Below are 20781 nucleotides of genomic sequence, written 5' to 3' on the forward strand. Positions count from 1 at the left end.
GGGCTCGCAGCAGGGGCCCGGGCACACCCTAGGACGCGGGTCGCAGCCGCACCATGCTGCACAATGCGAGTCGTGCCGCCGACCGATGGAGGATGCTCCCCGTGACCGACGCCCGCCCCTCCGGTGGCAACCTCCGCCGTGGCCTGCGCGGTTCGCTGGACCTGCCCGCCGGCACCATCGACGACCCCGGACGCGTCGACGTGGCGGGCTGGGTGTTCCACGAGCACGGGGAGGTCGTCCTCGTGGTGCTGCGCGCCGACGGCCGGCTCGTCGGCACGGTGGCCCCGGAGGTCGACCGCCCGGACGTCGCGGCGCTGCACGAGACCGCCACGCTGCGCTCCGGGTGGGCCACGACGGTCGCGCTGCCGCCCGTCGGGGGCACCGTCACCCTCAGCGCCCACGCGCTCGTCGCGGCCCCGGCCTCCGACGGCCAGGCGGCCCGCACGGTGCTGCTGCCGTTCGGCGAGAAGGTCGTCGAGGTGCGTGCCGGAGGACGGGTGCGCGGCGAGGTGGTCCTCCCCGACACGGTCGGACCCGGCACGTTCCGGGTGAGCGGCACCGCCGACGTCTCGCCCGCCCTGGCCCGCGTCGAGGTCACCGTCGGCGGGGGCGAGCCCGTCGTCGCGCGCAACAGCCTGCCCAGCGCCCCGGAGCGAGGCGCTCCGGCCGAGAGCGCACTGCGCGGCTTCGCGGCGACGCTCGAGGTCCCCGCGGGTGCGACCGAGGTCGACGTACGCGTGACGGCCGTGGCCATCGACGGCACCCGTGCCGACCTGCCCACGACCCCGGTCCCGGTCGCGCCGCCCGCACCGGCACCGTCCGCCGACCGGACCCGCACCCTCGAGGCGCGGCTCGCGCAGCGCCTGGAGGTGCAGCGCGCCGCCTACGCCCCCGACCCGTCGGGTCGTGTCCTGGTGGCCGCCCACGACCTCGGCATCGGCGGGGCCCAGAACTACCTCGACGCCCTCATGCACGGGCTCCACGACCAGGGCGTCCGGTTCTGCGTGGTGGCCGGGAGTGACGGGCCGCTGCTCGAGCACATCGAGTCGACCTACGACGCGCCCGTGCTCGTCGTCGGGCAGGTGCCCACCGGTGCCGAGCTGCTCGACACGCAGGTCCGGCTGGTGACCGACTTCGCGATCGAGCACGGTGCATCGGCCGTGCTGGCCAACACGCTCGTGACCTTCCCCGCCGTCCTGGCCGCGGCCAGCCTCGGCATCCCGGCGACGTGGGCGATCCACGAGAGCTTCCCGGTGCCGGTCTTCTGGCACGAGTTCCTGGGCCGCCCGGCCGACCCCTCGATCCTCGCCGCGACCCGTCAGGCGCTGGCCGGGTGCGACGAGGTGCTCTTCGAGGCGGAGTCCACGCGCGACCTCTACGCCGGCGAGGTGGCCCCGCACGCGGCCGCGCTCGTCCCCTACGGCCTCGACGTCGAGGCGTTCGACCGCGACCTGGCGGCCACCGGCCGTGCGCAGGCCCGCGCCGAGCTGGGGATCCCCGACGACCAGCGCGTGCTGGTCTGCGTCGGGACGGTCGAGCCGCGCAAGGGCCAGCTCATGCTCGCCCGGGCGTTCTCCCGGCTCCCGCCCAGCCTGCAGGCGCGCTCCTCGCTCCACCTCGTCGGCGCGTCCGACAGCCCCTACTCCGTCGCGCTGCGCGACTACGTGCGCGACGCGGGGCTCCACCAGGTGCACGTCGTCACCGCCGATCCGGACATCGTGCGGTGGTACGCCGCCGCCGACGTGCTCGTCTCCGCCTCCGACGTGGAGTCGATGCCGCGCACCATGCTCGAGGCGATGCTCGCCGGCCGGCCCGTCGCCGCCACGGCGGCGTTCGGCGTCGCCGAGCTCGTCGAGGACCGGGTCAACGGCTGGCTCTGCCCACCGGGCGACCTGCGCGGCCTCGCCGAGGTCCTGACCGCGGCCACCGCTGCCGACGAGGCGACGCTGGCGCGGATGGGAGCGGCCGCCCGGTCCCGGGTGGTCGCCGACCACGCGTCCTCGGGCTACGTCGACCACGTGCTGCGGTGGCTGCACGCGCGGGTCGGCGACGCGGGGGCCCCGGCGTGAGCGACCCCGGCCACCTCGCCGTCATCGGTCTCGGCTTCATCGGCAAGCGGATCGCCCGCACCGCGCACGCCCGCGGCTGGAGCGTGACGGCCCTGTCCCGCCAGGACCTCGACCTGCCCGGGGTCCGGATCGTGGAGGGCGACGCGACCAACCCCCGTGCCGTGGCGCACGCGCTCGAGGGTGCGACCTGGGTGGTCTTCGCGGCCGGCGACACCAAGCCCGCCGAGTCCGACCAGGACCCCCTCACCCACGCGATCAAGAACCTCGCCCCCGTGCTGTCGGCCCTCGAGGCGACGGCGGCGGCAGGCGCCCGGGGCTTCACCTTCCTGTCCTCCGGCGGCACCGTCTACGGCCCCGCCGCACCGGTGCCCACCCCCGAGGACACCCCGCTGTGGCCGATCAGCTCCTACGGCGTGATGAAGGCCGCGGCCGAGCAGTACGTCGCGATGCACGCCCAGCACGACGACTTCGCCGCCGACATCCTGCGGTGCGCCAACGTCTTCGGCCCCGGCGAGCCGACCACCGGCAGCCAGGGCCTGATCGGGATCGCCCGGGCCCGGCTGCGCGCCGGGGAGCCGGTGCTGATGTTCGGCGACGGGAGCGCCCGGCGCGACTACCTCCACGTCGACGACCTCGCCGAGGTGGTGCTCGACCTGGCGACCCGCCCGGACGGGGTGAGGGTGCTCAACGTGGGCAGCGGGTCCACCGTCTCGGTGGCCGAGATCATCGACGGCCTGGCCCGCGCGCTCGGCGTCGAGCCGGTGCTCGAGCGTCGACCCGCCCGCGAGTCCGACAGCCCGGTCGCCGAGCTCGACATCACCCGGCTGCAGCGGCTGCTCGACTTCCGGCCCCGCTCGGTGGCCGACTGGCTGGCGGCGGAGTGAGCGCGGCCGCACGTTAACGTTGACCGGTGATCGAACGGGGAGTCGAACGGGGAGTCGAGAGCGGGTCGGCACCGCCTGACGTGGGGGTCGTCGTGACCGGGCACGGCGAGGGCATCCTCGCCCACCGGACCCTGCGCTCGCTGGGACGCGCGATCGACGAGGCGGCCGCGCACGGCCTCACGGTGGAGGTCGTCGGCGTCCTCGACCGGGCCGACGCCGAGACCGTGGAGACCTTCACCGAGGCCCTCGGGTCGGGGGGCTCCGTCGGGCGCGCGGCCGGCGGCCGCGTCCTGACCCAGGTGCTGGAGGTCGACTGCGGGGACCCCGGCCTGGCCCGCATGCGTGGCGTCGCCGCGTTGCGGGCGCCGTGGGCGTGCGTGCTCGACGGCGACAACCTCGTCAGCGGCGCCTGGCTCGTCGCCGCCCACCGCACCGCGACCACCCACGGCGGCCCGTGCGTGGTCCACGCCGAGACGCTGATGGTGTTCGAGAGCCGCGTGGCGCTGTGGCACCAGCTGGCGAGCGACGACCCTCGCTTCCGGCGGGAGAACTTCTACGACCGCAACCCGTGGGACACCTTCTGCCTGGCCGCACGCGAGGTCTTCGAGGAGATCCCCTACGCCGCGACCGCAAGGGCCAGCGGCTTCGGCCCCGAGGACTGGCACTGGGGCATGGAGACGCTCCACGCCGGCGTGCCCCACCTCGTGGCGCCCCGGACGGCGCTCTTCTACCGCGACAAGGCCACCGGCTCGGTCCAGGGCGACCACGAGACGCACCGGAGCCTGCTGCCCCCCACCCCGCTACTGCTCGACCTCGACATCGCGCGGGCCGCCGTGGCGTCGAAGCCGCGGCGTCGCCCGATGCGCGGGCTCCAGCGGCGCATCGTGCGCCGCTTCCGCGGGCGCGACCAGGTGCCGCCGCTGCCCGCGCCGGTGCCGCCGGAGGCGCGCCCGAAGGGTCCCGGCAGGCGCTTCGTGTGGCCGGACCACTACCGCTACCTCCACCCCTCGCTCGCCCATCTCGGCGACGACGAGGTCCGCGAGCGCGCGGAGGCGCGCCCGCCCCGGGAGCGCCGCGGCTGGCTCACCGAGCCCGACCTCGCCGACCTCGACCCGCAGCACTTCGACGTCCTGCACTACCGCGCCCTCAACCACGACGTCCTCGCGCTCCGCGACGAGGAGGCGCTCGAGCACTACCTGCGCCAGGGTCGCGCCGAGGGTCGTCGCACGCGCCTGCGCCGCCGCGAGCTCAGGGCAGTGGCCGACCTCGACCTCGACGACTACCAGGCCCTCCACGCCGACCTCGCCCACCACGACGACGACCAGCTCCTCAACCACTACCTGATGCACGGGCTCCCCGAGGGCCGTGCCGGCTCACTGACCGCGGAGGAGCGCCAGGCCCTCGAGCCGGTGGTCGTCGAGGACTGGCTGCGCGAGGAGATGCGGGCGGTCCACGAGCTCGAGCCGGGCGTCCCGGTGCCCACCCCGGCCGTCCTCGACGCGCTCACCGTCATCGGCCCCCCGGGCGACGGGTCCCTCACCCGCGGCTCCCGGCTGTGGTGGAACGTGGTCGCCACCCTGGGCGAGGCCTCGCCCGACGTCCTCTTCCTCGGCCCGTGGATCCGGATGGGCGGCGGCGACATCCTGCTGGCGCGCTACGCCAACGCCGTACGGCGGATGCGTCCCGGCGCGCGGATCGCCGTGGTCACGACCCACGGGGCCTCCACCCGGTCCGACTGGTTCGACGAGGGCATCGTCCACGTCGACCTGCCCGCCATGGACGGCTGGGACCGGCTGCGGCAGGACGAGCGGGCGCAGCTGCTCGCCACCCTCGTGGTCCAGCACCGCCCGAGCACCGTCCACGCCTTCAACTCACCCGAGTTCTTCGACGCCGTCGAGCTGTTCCCGGCGGCCCTCTCGGCCAGCACCCAGGTGTTCCTGTCGACCTTCGTGATCGACCGCGACGCCGACGGCGGCATGGCCAACCACCTGTTCCACCGCCCCACCGACTACCTCGGGGTCGTCGACAAGGTCATCGTCGACAACCACGCGCTGGTCGAGCAGTTCCACGAGCTGCTGCGCCTGCCGCGGCACAAGTTCGCCGTCCACCACCAGCCGATCGAGCGCCCCGCCCCGCGCACGCCGCGGACGCGGACGAGCACCGACCCCCTGCGGGTGATGTGGGCGGCGCGCTTCGACAAGCAGAAGCGCCTCGACGTGCTCGCCGACGTGGCGGAGGCCTGCCGGCACGCCGGCCTCGCCGTGGAGTGGCACGTCTACGGCGCCCCGGTGATCGAGTCGGCCGCGGCGTCCGAGGCGCACGTCGCGCGGCTCGAGGCCGTCGGCGCCCAGTTCCACGGCACCTACGCCTCCTTCGCCGACCTGCCGCTCGACGAGACCGACCTGTTCCTCATGACGTCGGAGTCGGAGGGCATCCCGCTCACGCTGCTCGACGTGCTGGCGCACCAGGTGCCGGTGATGGCGCCGATGGTCGGAGGGATCCCGGAGGTCGTCTCGGCCGAGACCGGCTGGCCCATCGCCCGCTTCGATGACGTCGGCGCCTACGTCGAGGCGATCCGCGAGGTGGCGCAGGACCCGGGAGCCGCGCGCGAGCGTGCCGCGGCGGGCTACGCGCTGCTCGAGCGGGAGTTCTCCTGGTCCCACTTCGAGGACCTGCTGGAGTCGATGCCGGGCTACCTGCCGGCGGGCTGAGGCGCCGCCGCGGCACCGGCCCCCGACGTCCCGGCGCCGTCGAGCACCGCGTCCAGCTGCTCACGGAGCGCCGGGGCGAAGGTGCGCGCGAAGTACTGCAGCAGGTGGCTCTGGTCCCCGTAGACGGGCAGGCCGCCGACGACGGCGTGGCAGCGCTCCCGGTCGCAGAGAGCGGGCAGCGGCGACCACGACACGACGCCGTCCATGCCGCGGGCCGCGCGCAGGAGCGGGTCGGGCGTGGCGAAGCGGCGCGGGGCCGAGCAGGGGTCGACGGTCACCGTGGAGGCACCCAGGCACTCGGGGAGGGAGCCGTGGTCGAGGCTCGGGGGGTCACCGAGCACCACGACGGTCTTGCCCGCGTCGACCCACGCGCGCCACTGGGCCCGGAGCTGCCCGACGCCGCCGTCGGCGTCGTCGGTGAGGTACTCGCGCGAGATGGCCGAGACCACCACCACCTCGATCGAGTCGTCGTCGGCGATGTCCTGCCCGACCTGACGGCCCCACGCGCGGCAGCTGTCGGTCATCTCGGGCGTGGCCCAGTACGCACGCCAGTCGCCGGAGACGACCGAGCACGACGACTTGACCTGCATGACGACGTTCCAGTTCTCCTGCTGGGCCACCACGTCGAGCGGCGCGGCCCAGTGGCCGGCGTGGGAGTCGCCGACGAGCACGAGGCGGTGCTCGGCCTGGTCCTCGGGCACCCCGAACTCGCACGGGCTGGGCGCCGGGTCCTCGGGCTCCACCTGGCAGCTCGAGCCCCAGGCGGGGACGTAGGGCGAGTTCTCGATGGTGGCGAGGTCCGCGCCGGCGATCGACAGGACGTGGCTGTCGCGGCACCCGTTGGCGGTCGCGGGGGCCCCGACGCACCGGTCGCCCGACGTGGCGGCGGCCTCCAGCCGCGACTGCACCTCGCGCAGGTTCCCGGCCAGTCCGCGGGGCAGCGCCCAGGCGCCGCCCGCGAGCAGGGCCATGACCAGCGCCGCCGGGACGAGGCTGCGCCACGCGGGTCCGGCAGCGAGCCAGCGGGCCCTGCGCACCGGGTCCTCGATGAAGCGCGTCGACGCCGCCGCGAGGACCAGGCAGGCGGCCAGCAGGAGCAGGCCGAGGACGGGTGTCATCGGCCGGCCGAGGGCGACCGGCACGATGATGATGACCGGCCAGTGCCAGAGGTAGAGGGAGTACGACACGTCGCCGACCCACTCCACCGGCCGGAGCACGCGGTGCCGCGACTCACCCGAGCCCTGGCCGGCCCAGATCACCAGGGCGGCGCCGAGCACCGGGAGCAGGGTCGGCAGTCCCGGCACGGCCGAGGAGTCGTCGAACCACACCATGCACCCCACCATCGCCAGCCATCCGGGCGCGGCGAGGAGCCGCGGGACGCGCGGCAGGGCGAGGGTGCCGAGCAGGGCGCCGGCAGCGAACTCCCACGCGCGACCCCAGGTCTCGAAGTACGCGCTCTCCGGGTGGGCCCCCAGCGCCCAGGTGGCCCAGGCGAGGGAGGCGGCCAGGACGACCCCCATCGCGGCCGGCAGGACCACCCGGCGCGCGGCGGGGCGGGCGCGGCGCGCGACGAGCCACAGCACGAGCAGCAGCACCGGCCAGACGAGGTAGAACTGCTCCTCCACCGAGAGCGACCAGTAGTGGGTGACGGGCGAGGGCGACTGCGACGAGCGGAAGTAGTCCTGCTCGCTGGCCGCCAGCACCCAGTTCTGCACGTAGAGCGCACTGCCCAGCACCTCGCGCGACACCTGCTGCCACGCGGCCTCGGGGAGCCACACCCGGGTCGCCACCAGGGTCACCGCCAGGACGAGCAGCGACGCCGGCAGCAGGCGCCGGGCGCGGCGGGCCCAGAACCGTCCCAGCCGGATCCGGCCGGACTCCCGCATCTCCGAGGCCAGGTGCGAGGTGATGAGGAAGCCGGAGATCACGAAGAACACGTCGACGCCGAGGTAGCCGCCGGTGAGCCGGTGCGGGAAGAGGTGGTTGAGGACGACGCCGCCGACGGCGAGCGCCCGCAGGACCTGGATGTCGGTGCGTCGCCTGGAGGGTCGTGCCTGGTCTGGGGCCGTGCTCACCTGTCCGCCTCTGCGCTCTGCTGTGGTCGGTCGACAGGCTATGTGACGAGATCCCGGGCGACGGAAATCCCGCGGCACCCCTCCCGCCGACCAATCCGGTGGGGCCCGGGCGTCGAACACCGCCCATGCAGACCGACGTGACGACAACCGCGCCTGAGGGCCGGTGGCAGCGCGCGCGCCACGCGGCGTACGGCGTGCTCGCCACGCTCGTGGGGCTCGCAGCGGCGCACCTCGTGGCGGCGCTCACCGTGCCGGCGGCGTCCCCCGTGCTCGCCGTGGGCTCGACGGTCATCGACCTGACGCCCACGCCGCTCAAGGAGTGGGCGATCCGGCAGTTCGGCAGCTCCGACAAGCTGGTGCTGGTCGGCTCGGTCGTCGTGGTCGTGCTGCTGCTGGCCGCGCTGGCCGGAGTCCTCACCGCCCGTCGCCCCACGGCCGGGCTCGTCGTGGTCGTCGCCCTCGCCGGCGTGGCGGGCGTGCTGGCCGTGCTCCGTCCCCAGGCCGGCCCCCTGGACCTCGTACCTGCCCTGGTCGCCGCTGTCGTGGGCGCCGCCTCCCTCTGGTGGCTGCACCGCGTGGACGACCGGGGCTCCGCCGGACCGTGGGCTGGGTCCGGCGGTCCGACCCGGCGCGGGGTCGTGCTGGCGAGCGGCGGCCTCGCGGCCGCGGCCGTGGCCATGGGGGGTGTCGGTCGCTGGGTGTCGTCCTACCGCCTCGGCGGGACGGACGTCGCCCTGCCGACGCCGAACGACCCCGCGCCGGCCCTCCCGAAGGGCCTCGAGGCGACCTACAGCGGGATCAGCCCGCTGCAGACCCCGGTCGCCGACTTCTACCGCGTCGACACGCGCCTGACGCTGCCCACCGTCGACGTCGACAGCTGGACGCTGACCATCGACGGCGACGTCGAGCAGGAGGTCACCTTCACCTTCGACGACCTGACGCAGATGCGCACCATCGAGCGCGACATCACCCTCACCTGCGTGTCCAACGAGGTCGGCGGTCCCTACGTCGGCAGTGCGCGCTGGCTCGGCGTGCCGCTCAAGGACCTGCTCGACCGCGCGGGCATCGACGCCACCAGGGCCGACCAGATCCTCTCGACCGACGTGGACGGGATGACGATCTCCACGCCGCTCGACGTCGCCCTCGACGGCCGCGACGCGATGATCGCCATCGGCATGAACGGCACGTCGCTCTCGCGCACCCACGGCTTCCCGGCGCGGATGGTGGTGCCGGGCCTCTACGGCTTCGTCAGCGCCTGCAAGTGGATCAGCCGGATGACGCTGACCACCTACGACGAGCAGCAGGCGTACTGGACCGAGCGCAAGTGGGCCGTCGACGCCCCGATCAAGCTCTCCAGCCGCATCGACACCCCCAAGCCGCTCTCGGACAGCAAGGCCGGCACGGTCGTCGTCGGCGGCATCGCCTGGGCGCAGCACGTCGGCATCGAGCGCGTCGAGGTACGCGTCGACGGCGAGGCCTGGCGCCCGGCCACCCTCGGCCCGCAGGTCACCGACGACTACTGGCGCCAGTGGTACTTCGAGTGGGACGCCTCCCCCGGCCAGCACTTCCTGGCCTGCCGCGCGGTCAACAAGGACGGCGACGTGCAGTCCGACGTGCGGATGACCCCGTTCCCGGAGGGGTCGAGCGGCCTGCAGGAGATCTCGGTCAACGTCACCTGACCCGCACGCGCCGCGTGCGGCCGCCCTCGTCCGGCGGGCGGGGCGGGGCGNNNGCCCGTCGGCACGCCCCCGGCCTGTCCAAGGATTGTCCAAAGTTTTTCGTCGATCTCCCCATCCGCCTCCGCAGGGGCTCCGAACACCTCATGACAGCGGGCCCACCAGGGCCCACTAGCCCGGTTCCACCCACCGAAAGGGACACCCACCCCATGAACACCAAGCTCCGCACCCGCTCGATGGGCCTCGCCGCCCTCGCCCTGACCGCCTCGATGGGTCTCGCCGCCTGTGGCAGCGAGGACGACTCGACCAGCGCCAGCGACACCACGTCCTCCAGCTCCTCGCCGAGCGAGTCGATGTCGGAGTCGGAGTCCCCGATGGACTCCGAGTCCGCCGAGCCCGCCTCCGACGCTCCCTTCGGCCCCGGCTGCGCCGGCGTTCCCACCTCGGGTGAGGGCTCCGTCGAGGGCATGGCCGACGACCCGGTCGCCACCGCCGCGTCGAACAACCCGCTCCTCAAGACGCTGGTTGCCGCGGTGACCCAGGCCGGCCTCGTCGACACCCTCAACTCGGCCGAGAACCTCACCGTGTTCGCCCCGACCGACGACGCGTTCGCCGCGATCCCGAAGAAGCAGCTGAACGCGCTCCTCAAGGACAAGGCCGCGCTGACCCAGGTCCTGACCCACCACGTGATCGGCGAGCGCCTCAGCCCCGACATGCTGGCCGGCGAGCACGAGACCCTGGCCAAGGACATGCTGACCGTCGACGGCTCGGGTGAGGACTTCACCATCGGCGACGCCAGCGTCGTGTGCGGCAACGTCCAGACCGCCAACGCCACGGTCTACGTCGTCGACCAGGTCCTGATGCCGCAGATGTGATCGTCGACCGACGAGCACTGCGCAAGGATGACCGCGTGAACCACGTTGAGCCCGTTCCGGACGGGGCGCCCCAGGGCGTCCCGTCCGGGGGCGACCCCGGCCGGCTGGCGGACCTGCTCCGCCGCGCGGCCCTGGGTGACGAAGCTGCCTTCGCCGCCTTCTACGACGCCACCTCGGCCCGCGCGTACGGCCTGGCCCTGCGCGTCGTGCGCAACCCCGCGCACGCCGAGGAGGTCACCCAGGAGGCCTACCTCGACGCCTGGCGCTCCAGCACCCGCTACGACGCCGAGCGCGGCAGCGCCGCCGGCTGGCTGATGACGATCGTGCACCGCAAGGCCGTCGACCGGGTCCGCTCGGTCGAGGCGGCCACCGCCCGCGACGAGACCTGGAACCGCGAGACGGCCCCCACCGAGCACGACCAGACCTCGGAGGCGGCCCACGCCTCGCTCGACGCGGCCCGCGTGCGGAACGCGGTCGCCACGCTCACCGACGTGCAGCGCCGCGCCGTGGAGCTCACCTACTTCGGCGGCTACACCCACACGGAGGTCGCCGCCCTGCTCGACGTGCCGCTCGGCACGGCGAAGACACGTATCCGCGACGGACTGATCCGCCTGCGCGACCTGATGGGAGTCAGCTCATGAGCGACCTGCACAAGCTCACGGGCGCCTACGCGGTGGATGCCCTCGACGACCTCGAGCGCGCACGGTTCGAGCAGCACCTCGCCGCGTGCGAGGACTGCCGGGCCGAGGTCGCGGAGCTGCGCGAGACCGCGGCACTGCTGGCCGACGCCTCGGCCGTCGCACCGCCGGAGTCGTTGCGCTCCTCGGTCCTGGCCGGCATCTCCCAGGTGCGTCCGCTCCCGCCCGAGGTGCCCTCCGCGAGCGTCACGTCGCTCGACGAGACCCGCGGGCGGCGGCGAGGCTGGATGCCCTTTCTGGTCGCGGCGGCCCTCGCCCTCGTCGTCGGGATCGGCGCGGCGGTGACCCAGCCGTGGGCCGGTGACGACCGCGGGAACCTGACCGCGGCCGAGCAGGTCCTCCAGGCCGACGACGCCCGCGAGGTGGCCCACGACCTGGGCGAGGCTGGGCGGGCGACCGTGACGTGGTCGAAGTCGCAGGAGCGTGCCGTCATCACGACCGAGGACATGGTCGCCGCACCCGACGGCAAGGCCTACGAGCTCTGGTTCGTCGGCGAGGACGGCGGGTTCACCTCCGCCGGCCTGATGGCCGATGCTCCCGACCAGACGGTCGTGCTGACCGGCACGGCGAAGGACGCCGCGGCGGTGGGCATCACCGTCGAGCCCGACGGCGGCTCCGACCAGCCCACCACCGAGCCGATTGCGGTCTTCGACCTGACGAAGGCGGCATGAGCGCGGCCGCCCCCCGACGACGCGTCGCCGTCGTCGGGTCCGGCGTCGCGGGCCTGACGGCGGCGTGGGTCGCCTCACGCACCGCGCACGTCACCCTCTACGAGGGCGACGACCGGCTCGGCGGGCACGCCGACACCCACCGGGTGCCGACCCCCGACGGCGAGCTCGCCATCGACACCGGCTTCATCGTCCACAACCGACGCACGTACCCCACCCTGCTGCGGCTCTTCGCCGAGCTCGGCGTGGCGACCCAGCCGTCGGAGATGTCGCTGTCGGTCAACGACGCGACCACCGGCGTGCAGTGGGCCGGCGCCCTGGGACCGCGGGGCCTCTTCGCCCGCCCGTCCTCGCTGACCTCGCGCGAGCACTGGCGGATGCTGCTGGAGATCCCGCGCTTCCACCGCCGCGCCCGCGCCGTGCTGGCGGCCGCCGACGCGGCGCCCGACGACCAGACCCTGCGCGACTTCCTCGCCGAGGGCGGCTTCTCCGAGGGCTTCCTGCGCCACTTCATGGAGCCGGTCGTGGCGGCCGTGTGGTCCTGCGACCCGGCCACGTCCCTCGACTACCCCGCCCGCTACCTCTTCGCCTTCCTCGAGCACCACGGGATGCTGAGCGTCTTCGGCTCGCCCGAGTGGCGCACCGTCACCGGCGGCTCGGGCACCTACGTCGCCCGCCTCGCCGAGGGCCTGCAGGAGATCCTGCTGGAGACCAAGGTGACGTCGGTGCGCGAGCTCGACGACCGCGTCGAGGTCACCGACGGCAGCGGCACCACCCGTGCCTACGACGCCGTCGTGGTGGCGACCCATCCCTCGCACGCGCTCGCGATGCTGGAGCAGCCGACCGACCTCCAGCGCGAGCTGCTGACGGCGATGCCCTACAGCTCCAACCCGGCGCTGCTCCACACCGACACCTCGCTGCTGCCCGGTGCGACCGGGGCGCGGGCGTCGTGGAACTTCCTCCGCCCGCCCGGCGAGACCGGCGCGGTCACCGTCACCTACGACCTCACCCGGCTGCAGCGCCTGCCCACCGACACCCACTACCTCGTCACCCTCGGCGGCGAGGACCTGGTGGACCCCGCCACGGTGATCGACCGGATGGAGTACGAGCACCCCCTCTACACGCCCGCGTCGGTCGCCGCCCAGCGCCGGCTGCCCGAGATCGACACCGACCGCGTCGCCTTCGCCGGCGCGTACCACGGCTGGGGGTTCCACGAGGACGGCGCGCGCTCCGGCCTGGCCGCCGCGACCCGCCTCGGCCTGCCCTGGACCCGGCCGACGCACGTGCTGCCCGAGCCGGGACGCTTCGAGACCACGATCCGCCACACCCGTCGCACGCCGTTCCGCCGCAGCTTCGAGCACTCCTCGACGACGTGGCTGGTCGACCTCGACGACCTGCCCGACCACGGCCGGCTGGCCAGGTTCGAGGCCCGTGACCACCTCGGCGACCCCGCGCGCAGCCTGCGCGCCAACGTGGAGGCGTTCCTCGCCGACCACGGCGTCCGGCTCGGCGACGGCGAGCGCCCCGGCACCATCGTCATGGCCGCGCAGCCGCGCTCCCTGGGCTACTGCTTCAACCCGATCAGCGTGTTCTGGTGCTTCGACGACGCCGGCGCCCAGGCCGCGGTCGTCATCGAGGTGCACAACACCTACGGCGACCGCCACGCCTACCTCGTCCACCCCGACGAGCAGGGGCGCGCCACGACCGGGAAGGCGATGTACGTCTCGCCCTTCCACGCAGTCGACGGCACCTACGAGATCGCCGTCCCCGTCCCGACCGACCGGCTCCACGTCGCGGTCACGCTCCGGGGCCACGACGACGGCCGGGCGGCGCCGTTCAGCGCCAGCCTCACCGGCACCCGCGGCGACGTCCCGGTCCGCCGCACCGTCGGCGCCGCGCTGCGCGGCAGCGCGCTGATCCGCGCCCACGGCACCTGGCTCTGGGCCCGGCGCCTCCCCCTCCGTCCCCGTCCGTCCCACCGCCAGGAAGGCGTGCGATGACCATCGAGAAGAGCCGCCCCGCCACCGCCCAGGGCATGCCGCCCCTCGAGCCGATCACCGCCGGCCCCCGCACGGCCGTCTCGGCAGCCGTCGCCAGGCGGCTGTTCCGTGCCGCCGTCTCGCGGCTCGCCGTGACGGTCGTCGAGGAGCCCACCGGCGACCGGCTCGGGCAGGGCGGGCCGCTCATGCGGCTCCACCGCCCCGACGAGTTCTACGCCCGCCTCGGCCGCGACGGCCTCATCGGCTTCGGCGAGGCCTACCTCACGGGTGCGTGGGACGCCGACGACCTGGCCGGCTTCCTCACCGTCCCCGCCGCCCGGATGGCGACGCTGGTCCCCCGCCCCCTGCAGCGGGCGCGCGCCCTCGTGACGCCGCGGCTGCCGAGCCACCAGCGCAGCACCGAGGCCAACAGCCAGGCCAACATCTCGCACCACTACGACCTGTCCAACGACCTGTTCCGGCTCTTCCTCGACGAGACGCTGAGCTACTCCTCCGCGCTCTTCGACACCTCCGTGCAGTCGGTCCCGGCCGGTCCGGGATCGGTCGCCGAGCACCTGCTCGCCACGACGCCGGAGCCGGTCGACCACGACGACCCGCGCCGCCACGGCCCCGACCTGGCCGAGGCGCAGGGCCGCAAGATCGAGCGGATGCTCGACCAGGCCGGCGTCACCGAGGGCACCCGCGTCCTCGAGATCGGCACCGGCTGGGGCGAGCTCGCGATCCGCGCAGCCCGGCGCGGCGCGACCGTGCACACGATCACGCTGTCGGTCGAGCAGCTCGAGCTCGCGGAGGAGCGGATCGCCGCCGCCGGGTACGCCGACCGCGTGCAGGTCGAGCTGATGGACTACCGCGCCCTCACCACGACCGGCCGCACCTACGACGCCGTGCTGTCGGTGGAGATGATCGAGGCGGTGGGCCACGAGTTCTGGGCGACGTACTTCCGCACCATCGACGCCGTGCTCGCCCCGGGTGGCCGGGTCTCGATCCAGGCCATCACGATGCCGCACGACCGGATGCTCGCCACCCGCGACACCCACACCTGGATCACCAAGTACATCTTCCCCGGCGGCTTCCTGCCGAGCGTCGAAGTCGTCGACCAGATCACCCGGCAGCAGACCTCCCTCCGGCTCGTCGACCAGCTCGAGATGGGCAGCCACTACGCGGAGACGCTGCGTCGGTGGGACCGGCGCTTCCTCGCCCAGCGCCCGGCCGTGCTGGCCCTCGGGTTCGACGAGCTGTTCATGCGGGTCTGGCACTTCTACCTCGCCTACTCCCAGGCCGGCTTCGCCAGCGGCTACATCAACGTCTCCCAGCTCACCTTCACCCGAGAGGACCGGTGACGGGCGTGACCCAGACCGACCCCCGCCCCGTCACCGACACGGCCGCAGGCTCCGGTGTCGCCCAGCGGCTCGCCGAGGCCGTGCGCCCCTTCATCGGCGGTGACCTGCCGGTGCGCCTGCGCGCCTGGGACGGCTCGGAGGCCGGCCCGGCCGACGGCCCGCTCGTCGTGCTCCGCTCGCCCGACGCCCTTCGCCGTCTGCTCTGGCACCCGGGCGAGCTCGGTGCCGCCCAGGCCTACGTCACCGGCGAGCTCGACGTGCCCGAGCAGGACGGCTGGGACCTCTCCTCCGCGCTGACCCACGCGTTCGCGGTCGGTCGCGAGCGGGGCCTGTCCGGCGTACGTCTCTCGCCCCGCGCGATGGTCGACGCCGTGCGGACCGCCGCCGGCCTGGGCGCCCTCGGCCGCCCGCCCGCCGCGCCTGCCTCGCAGGCGCGGGTGAAGGGCCGCCTGCACAGCCTGGCGCGCGACCGGTCCTCGATCAGCCACCACTACGACCTCTCCAACGAGTTCTACTCCCTCGTCCTCGAGCCGCAGATGGCCTACTCCTGCGGCTACCACGCGAGTCCCGACGTGCCGCTCGAGGAGGCGCAGCGCGCCAAGCTCGACCTCGTGTGCACCAAGCTCGGGCTCGAGCCCGGCATGCGCATGCTCGACGTGGGTTGCGGCTGGGGCTCGCTGTCGCTGCACGCCGCCGAGCACTTCGGCGCACAGGTCGTCGGCGTGACGATCTCGGCGGAGCAGAAGAAGTTCATCGACGCCCGGATCGCCGAGCGCGGCCTCGCCGACCGCGTCGAGATCCGGCTCCAGGACTACCGCGAGGTCCCCGAGCGCGACCACTTCGACGCGGTCGGCTCGCTCGAGATGGGCGAGCACGTCGGCGCGCTCAACTACGACACCTACGTCGAGGTGCTGCGGCGGGCGGTCAAGCCCGGAGGCCGGGTGCTGGTGCAGCAGATGTCGCGCCAGGGCGCCGGCGGCGGCAAGCACCCCGGCGGCGGGCCGTTCATCGAGTCGTTCATCGCCCCCGACATGACCATGCGGCCCGTCGGCGAGACGGTCGCCCTCATCGAGGCCGGTGGTCTCGAGGTGCGCGACGTGCACGCCCTGCGTGAGCACTACGTGCTGACCGTCCACGGCTGGCTGGAGCGCTTCGAGGCCCACATCGACGCGATCCGCGCGCTCGTCGGCGAGGAGGTCGTGCGGGTGTGGCGGCTCTACCTCGTCGGCGGTGCGCTGGCGTTCCGCGACGGCCGGATGGGCGTCGACCAGATCCTCGCCGTGCGCCCCGGCGCGCCGCACACGCTCCCCGCGACCAGGGCGTGGTGAGGTGCTGACGGAGGCACTCGTCGCGCTCCTCGCCGCCGCCGTCGTCATGGGGTCGACGGCGGCGGTGAGCAAGCGGCGCGACCGCGTCGCCGACGTCGACGTGGCGTGGGGCCTGTCGTTCGTCGCGATCGCGATCGTGCTCGCCCTCGTCTGGCCCGACGTCCACTCGTGGCTGCTCGCGCTGCTCGTCGTGGTCTGGGGCGGCCGGCTGGCCACCCACATCGCTCGTCGTTCGCGCGGGCACGGCGAGGACCCGCGCTACGAGAAGATGCTCGGCGGGCCCGGCTGGCACGCGGGTGCGGGCAAGGTGCTGCTCCGCGTCTTCGGCACCCAGGCGCTCGTGTCGTGGATCATCTCCTTCCCGCTCGTCGTGGGCGCGGCCCACGACGTGCGGTGGTGGCCTGTGGTCTGGGTCGGCGTCGTGGTGTGGGCGACCGGGCTCTTCTTCGAGGTCGCCGGCGACGCCCAGCTCGAGGCCTACAAGGCGAAGCCGCGCGAGTCCCGGCCGAAGATCCTCGACACCGGCCTCTGGGCCTGGACCCGCCACCCGAACTACTTCGGCGACGCCTGCGTGTGGTGGGGCCTCTGGGTCGCCGGTGCACTGTCGCTGGGCTGGGTCCCGGGGCTCGCGACGATCTTCGCCCCCGCCGCCATGACGTTCTTCATCCGCAACGTCACCGGCGCGAGGCTGCTGGAGAAGACGATGTCACAGCGCGAGGGCTGGGCAGAGTACGCCGAGCGGGTGCCGCTGTTCTTCCCCCGCCCGCCGCGGCGCTGACCCCTCCGCGCTAGCGTCGCCGGGGTGGAGCTGAGCGAGCGCGAGGACACGCACCGGAGGATGCTGCGCGCCCGCGACGAGATGGACCGGCTCTTCGCCGAGCCCCTCGACGTCCCCCACCTCGCGGCGGTCGCCCACCTGTCGCCGTCGCAGTTCGGGCGCGTGTTCAAGGACGTCTACGGCGAGACCCCGCACCGCTACCTGCAGCGTCGCCGCGTCGAGCGAGCCATGACCCTGCTGCGCCAGACGGACCGGCCGGTCACCGACGTCGCCTGGGACGTGGGCTTCGCCAGCCTCGGCACGTTCAGCCGGACCTTCCGCACGATCGTCGGCTGCTCCCCCTCGGAGTTCCGGGCCCAGCACGCACCGGTGGCGGTGCCGTCGTGCTTCATCGCCGCCTGGACGCGCCCGCGCGCGAGTGCCGCGGACAGGACAGCGGTTTCGGAGAAGCGCACCGGCCCCGACGCTGGCTAGCGTCCTTCCCATGACCCACATCACCAGCCTCCACATCCGCAGCGTGCCCGTCCTCGACCAGGACGAGGCGCTCGACTTCTACACCCGCCACCTCGGCTTCGAGGTCCGCGACGACATCGACCTCGGCTTCATGCGCTGGCTCACCATCGGCGTCCCCGGCCAGGACACCTCGCTGCTCCTCGAGCTCGTCGGCGGTCCGCAGCACGACGAGGCCACCGCGGCGCAGGTCCGCGAGCTGGTCACCAAGGGCGCGCTCGGCGGCCTCTTCCTGACGAGCTCCGACGTGCACGCGACCTACGCCGCGCTGGTCGAGGCCGGCGTCGAGGTGACCCAGGAGCCGGTCGAGCAGCCCTACGGCACCGACTTCGGCATCCGCGACCCGTTCGGCAACCACATCCGGGTCAGCCAGCCCAACACCGCCACCCCGGCCGAGGTGCAGGACGCCTACGACGCCTCGGGCGCGCGGTGAGCTACCCGCCGGCGCTCTACCACGGCGAGTCCGGCGAGGTCTCCGCGCACGTGGTGCGCGGAGACCGGGAGCCCGACGTGGTCTACCCCAACGGCAACCGGGTGTTCTACCTCGCGCGCGACGTGGAGACGTCGGGGACGTTCGGGCTCTACCGCTGGGAGTTCGCCGGCCCGGAGAGCGGACCGGCGCCGCACTTCCACAGGACCATCACCGAGTCGTTCCACGTCCTGGCCGGCACCGTCACGATCTTCGACGGGAAGGACTGGGTGAGGTGCCACGCCGGCGACTTCGCCCACGTGCCGGCCGGCGGCATCCACGGCTTCCGCAACCAGGACGGACCCGCGCAGATGCTGCTGCACTTCGCTCCGGGCGCGCCGCGGGAGGCCTACTTCGAGGGCCTCGCCGCCGGGATCGCGGACTTCGACGAGGACCAGCGCGACCGGTTCATGCGCGAGCACGACAACCACTGGGTGTGAGTCCTCAGCGCAGGGGACGGACGACGTACCGGACCAGCGCGGTGCCGCCCCACCGGGGAGCGGCCCCGACAAAGCTCATGTCGACGGTGACCCGGAGCCCGCGCCCGCGCGCGCGGACGACGTACTCCTCGTGCAGCTCCGGGTCCGTCTCGGGGCCGGTCTGCACCTCCACGGTGCGGCTCCGCGACGTCACGCTGTGGAAGCCCCTGGCCCGGAACCGGTCCACCAGGTGCTGCTGCACGGGGCCGAGTTCGTCGGTGTCGAGGGCCAGGTCGAGCAGCTGCCGGCAGCTCGCGCGCAGGTAGCCGCGGACCGTGTAGTCGTCCTGCGGCAGCGGCACCGCCCGCGGGAAGTCCGCGGGGTCGGTGCTGACCGCCGGGCACCGGGCGGACCGGCCCGCGGTGTCCTCGCGCGGGGAGGCCGTGGCGGCCCCGGCGCTGCCGGCGCTCCCGACGAGGGCCACGATCATGACGGCCAGCGCGACGGCGCGGGCGACCCTTGGCTGCGACATGGACGAAGTGAAGCGCACCGGGGACGGCCTGGCTACCCGGGCCGGACCACCTGCTCGGCGAGGCGGGCCGGGGCCTGGAGGCAGTAGGAGTCGGTGAGCAGCTCGGCGAGCTCCTCCCAGTCGATGCCGGCCTCCTCGTCGAGCACCATGCCGATCACGTTGCCGCCCCAGCCGGAGCGGAAGTAGGGGTGGCCCAGGTGCTCGAACGCCGCCACCTCGTCGGGCTCGCCGCGGAAGGTGATCCGGAAGACCTGGTCCTCGCCGCCGAACACGTGGGCGACCGTCGCGCCCCCGACGCGCCACCGCGTGCCGGTCCAGGCCTGCTCCTGCACGCACCGCGGCAGCGCCCCGAGCACGGCGTCGAGGCGCAGCACCCACTCCTCGGGCACGAGCGGTCGGTCGGCGAGGGCCACCTGGCTGATCCTGCCAGCGCGGTCCGACACCGAGCCACGTGATCTGAGGACGCCCCGCCCCTCCCCGGACGGCATCTGAGGACGTGACAGGAGCGATCCGGGCCCTGACAGTCCCACCACGTCCTCAGATGATCTGGGGTCAGCGGAGCGGGACCCGCACCACCTGACCGCCGTCGGGGCACACGCTGCACGTCGAGACGTAGGCGTGGCGCCAGCTGAACGCCACGCCGTAGGGCGCGACGAGGTCGTCGGCGACGACGGTGTGCGAGCCACCGGGGTCGACCCGCAGCAGCGACCCGGACGGCGGAGCGCCCTCCGGGACCGCGAGCAGGCCGTCGTCGGCGAGCTGGACGGCGTAGAGGCTGCCGCCGTGCCAGCCGAGGTCGGTCACGTTGGTCAGCCCGGTGGCGTAGACCGTCGGCTCCTCGCCGCGGACCAGGCGCCAGATGTTCGAGCCGCCGGCCGGGAACGGGAAGCCGGTGAGCTGGCTGACGTAGAGCGCGCCGTCGGGGCCGCGGACCGCGGACGTCGGGACGGCGTCCATCGGGATGTCGCCCGGGGGCAGGAACGGCGGGGGCGGGACCAGCCGGGTCGGGAAGACCCCGAGCGTGGCGATCCGCCCGCTGTCGTTGACCCGGACGACGTCGTTGCCGCCGGCGTCGGCGACCACCCAGCCCCCGCGGGTGCGGAACAGCCCGACCGGGTTGGTGTCGACCTGCGCGCCGTCGGGGTTGGCCCGGCCCTCGTAGGCCGAGACGTCGGCCAGCACGCGGGGCGCCCAGGCGTGGTTGCCCCGGAGGCTGCCGCCGAGCAGCGTCCCGAGCAGCGGGGCGTACGACGGCGCGCCCGGCGCGGTGCGTGCGGCCGGGTCGGCGCCGAGCCCCATCAGGACGGCGTAGTGGCCGTCGCGGACGAGCACGTCGCTCGGGCCGGTCGCCGAGCTGCCGTCGGGCGCGGCGGCCGAGGGCAGCCCCTCGAGGATCCGACGCTGGCCGGAACGGCTGACCTTGGTGACGGCACCGGTCTGGCCGAAGCAGATGTCACCGCCCTCCGGGCCCGGCTGGCAGGCCTCCGTGCCGCCGGTGCCGGCCTCGGCGACGTAGAGGTCGCCGTCGTCGAAGGAGAGCTGGCGCGGGTTGTCGAGGCCCGTCGCGACGACCACAGGTCCCGTCGGCGGTGGCGGGTGGTGACCGCCCCGGCCGTCGGCCGAGGCCGTACCCGGAGCGATCGTGAGGGCGCCCGTGAGCGCGAGGGTGAGCAGTGATCCGCCGGCGGCGAGGCGTCGTCCGCGGACCCGGGGCAGGGTGAGTTCCATGGCGAGTCCGAGTGGGTCGGG

Annotated in this window: 18 protein-coding genes; 14 read left to right on the forward strand and 4 right to left on the reverse strand. The window is 74.1% G+C overall.

The genetic code is table 11. The features are described from left to right. Positions 1-101: 101 nt before the first annotated feature. From ACFFJG_RS08790 to ACFFJG_RS08800, 3 genes are all read left to right on the forward strand, one after another. Positions 102-2069, forward strand: a complete 1968-nt coding sequence (locus ACFFJG_RS08790) for a glycosyltransferase family 4 protein (protein WP_378518225.1) — start codon at positions 102-104, stop codon at positions 2067-2069. After that, positions 2066-2953 (forward strand): NAD-dependent epimerase/dehydratase family protein, encoded by an 888-nt coding sequence (locus ACFFJG_RS08795; RefSeq protein WP_378518226.1) that lies wholly within the window; start codon positions 2066-2068, stop codon positions 2951-2953. The genes ACFFJG_RS08790 and ACFFJG_RS08795 overlap by 4 nt, the downstream gene beginning before the upstream one ends. Positions 2954-3045: 92 nt before the next feature. Then, on the forward strand, positions 3046-5664 hold the full coding sequence (locus ACFFJG_RS08800) for a glycosyltransferase (RefSeq protein WP_378518227.1): 2619 nt from the start codon (positions 3046-3048) through the stop codon (positions 5662-5664). Here the strand turns inward: ACFFJG_RS08800 and ACFFJG_RS08805 are convergent. Continuing rightward, positions 5646-7739: an acyltransferase family protein gene (locus ACFFJG_RS08805; protein WP_378518228.1), complete on the reverse strand. Its 2094-nt coding sequence runs from the start codon at positions 7737-7739 to the stop codon at positions 5646-5648. The two genes, ACFFJG_RS08800 and ACFFJG_RS08805, sit on opposite strands and share 19 nt — an antisense overlap. Before the next feature lie 125 nt (positions 7740-7864). On the opposite strand from ACFFJG_RS08805, the gene ACFFJG_RS08810 reads away from it, so the two are divergent. The 11 genes from ACFFJG_RS08810 (at position 7865) to ACFFJG_RS08860 (ending at position 18521) form a co-directional block, all read left to right on the forward strand. Further along, positions 7865-9418: a molybdopterin-dependent oxidoreductase gene (locus ACFFJG_RS08810; protein ID WP_378518229.1), complete on the forward strand. Its 1554-nt coding sequence runs from the start codon at positions 7865-7867 to the stop codon at positions 9416-9418. A 206-nt stretch (positions 9419-9624) separates the two neighbouring features. Further along, the gene (locus tag ACFFJG_RS08815) at positions 9625-10290 is read left to right on the forward strand and encodes a fasciclin domain-containing protein (protein WP_378518230.1); all 666 of its coding nucleotides are present in this window, start codon (positions 9625-9627) and stop codon (positions 10288-10290) included. A gap of 35 nt (positions 10291-10325) precedes the next feature. After that, positions 10326-10931 (forward strand): ECF RNA polymerase sigma factor SigK, encoded by a 606-nt coding sequence (gene sigK / locus ACFFJG_RS08820; protein ID WP_378518231.1) that lies wholly within the window; start codon positions 10326-10328, stop codon positions 10929-10931. Further along, the gene (locus ACFFJG_RS08825) at positions 10928-11659 is read left to right on the forward strand and encodes an anti-sigma factor (RefSeq protein ID WP_378518232.1); all 732 of its coding nucleotides are present in this window, start codon (positions 10928-10930) and stop codon (positions 11657-11659) included. Before sigK ends, ACFFJG_RS08825 begins: the two co-directional genes overlap by 4 nt. Further along, on the forward strand, positions 11656-13656 hold the full coding sequence (locus ACFFJG_RS08830) for an FAD-dependent oxidoreductase (protein ID WP_378518233.1): 2001 nt from the start codon (positions 11656-11658) through the stop codon (positions 13654-13656). Before ACFFJG_RS08825 ends, ACFFJG_RS08830 begins: the two co-directional genes overlap by 4 nt. Beyond that, entirely contained in the window at positions 13653-14996 is a 1344-nt protein-coding gene (locus ACFFJG_RS08835; RefSeq protein WP_378518234.1) for a class I SAM-dependent methyltransferase, read from the forward strand. The genes ACFFJG_RS08830 and ACFFJG_RS08835 overlap by 4 nt, the downstream gene beginning before the upstream one ends. Before the next feature lie 5 nt (positions 14997-15001). Further along, on the forward strand, positions 15002-16324 hold the full coding sequence (locus tag ACFFJG_RS08840; protein ID WP_378518235.1) for a class I SAM-dependent methyltransferase: 1323 nt from the start codon (positions 15002-15004) through the stop codon (positions 16322-16324). 1 nt (position 16325) lies between these two features. After that, the gene (locus tag ACFFJG_RS08845; protein WP_378518236.1) at positions 16326-17102 is read left to right on the forward strand and encodes a DUF1295 domain-containing protein; all 777 of its coding nucleotides are present in this window, start codon (positions 16326-16328) and stop codon (positions 17100-17102) included. 24 nt (positions 17103-17126) lie between these two features. Beyond that, positions 17127-17576 (forward strand): helix-turn-helix domain-containing protein, encoded by a 450-nt coding sequence (locus tag ACFFJG_RS08850; protein WP_378518237.1) that lies wholly within the window; start codon positions 17127-17129, stop codon positions 17574-17576. 10 nt (positions 17577-17586) lie between these two features. After that, positions 17587-18045, forward strand: coding sequence for a VOC family protein (locus ACFFJG_RS08855; RefSeq protein ID WP_378518238.1), 459 nt, complete (start codon positions 17587-17589; stop codon positions 18043-18045). Continuing rightward, positions 18042-18521 carry a cupin domain-containing protein gene (locus ACFFJG_RS08860; protein WP_378518239.1) on the forward strand — a complete coding sequence of 160 codons (480 nt, stop codon included), beginning with the start codon at positions 18042-18044 and terminating at the stop codon, positions 18519-18521. The genes ACFFJG_RS08855 and ACFFJG_RS08860 overlap by 4 nt, the downstream gene beginning before the upstream one ends. 4 nt (positions 18522-18525) lie before the next feature. On the opposite strand, the gene ACFFJG_RS08865 is transcribed toward ACFFJG_RS08860, so the two are convergent. The 3 genes from ACFFJG_RS08865 to ACFFJG_RS08875 all read right to left on the reverse strand — a co-directional run bounded on the left by ACFFJG_RS08865 (position 18526) and on the right by ACFFJG_RS08875 (position 20760). Next, positions 18526-19032: a hypothetical protein gene (locus ACFFJG_RS08865; RefSeq protein WP_378518240.1), complete on the reverse strand. Its 507-nt coding sequence runs from the start codon at positions 19030-19032 to the stop codon at positions 18526-18528. A 32-nt stretch (positions 19033-19064) separates the two neighbouring features. Beyond that, the gene (locus ACFFJG_RS08870) at positions 19065-19445 is read right to left on the reverse strand and encodes an MmcQ/YjbR family DNA-binding protein (RefSeq protein WP_378518241.1); all 381 of its coding nucleotides are present in this window, start codon (positions 19443-19445) and stop codon (positions 19065-19067) included. A 139-nt stretch (positions 19446-19584) separates the two neighbouring features. After that, positions 19585-20760 carry a ScyD/ScyE family protein gene (locus tag ACFFJG_RS08875; RefSeq protein ID WP_378518242.1) on the reverse strand — a complete coding sequence of 392 codons (1176 nt, stop codon included), beginning with the start codon at positions 20758-20760 and terminating at the stop codon, positions 19585-19587. Positions 20761-20781: the final 21 nt, after the last annotated feature.

This window comes from Nocardioides zeicaulis (assembly GCF_042432345.1).
Taxonomy (GTDB): Bacteria; Actinomycetota; Actinomycetes; order Propionibacteriales; family Nocardioidaceae; genus Nocardioides; species Nocardioides zeicaulis.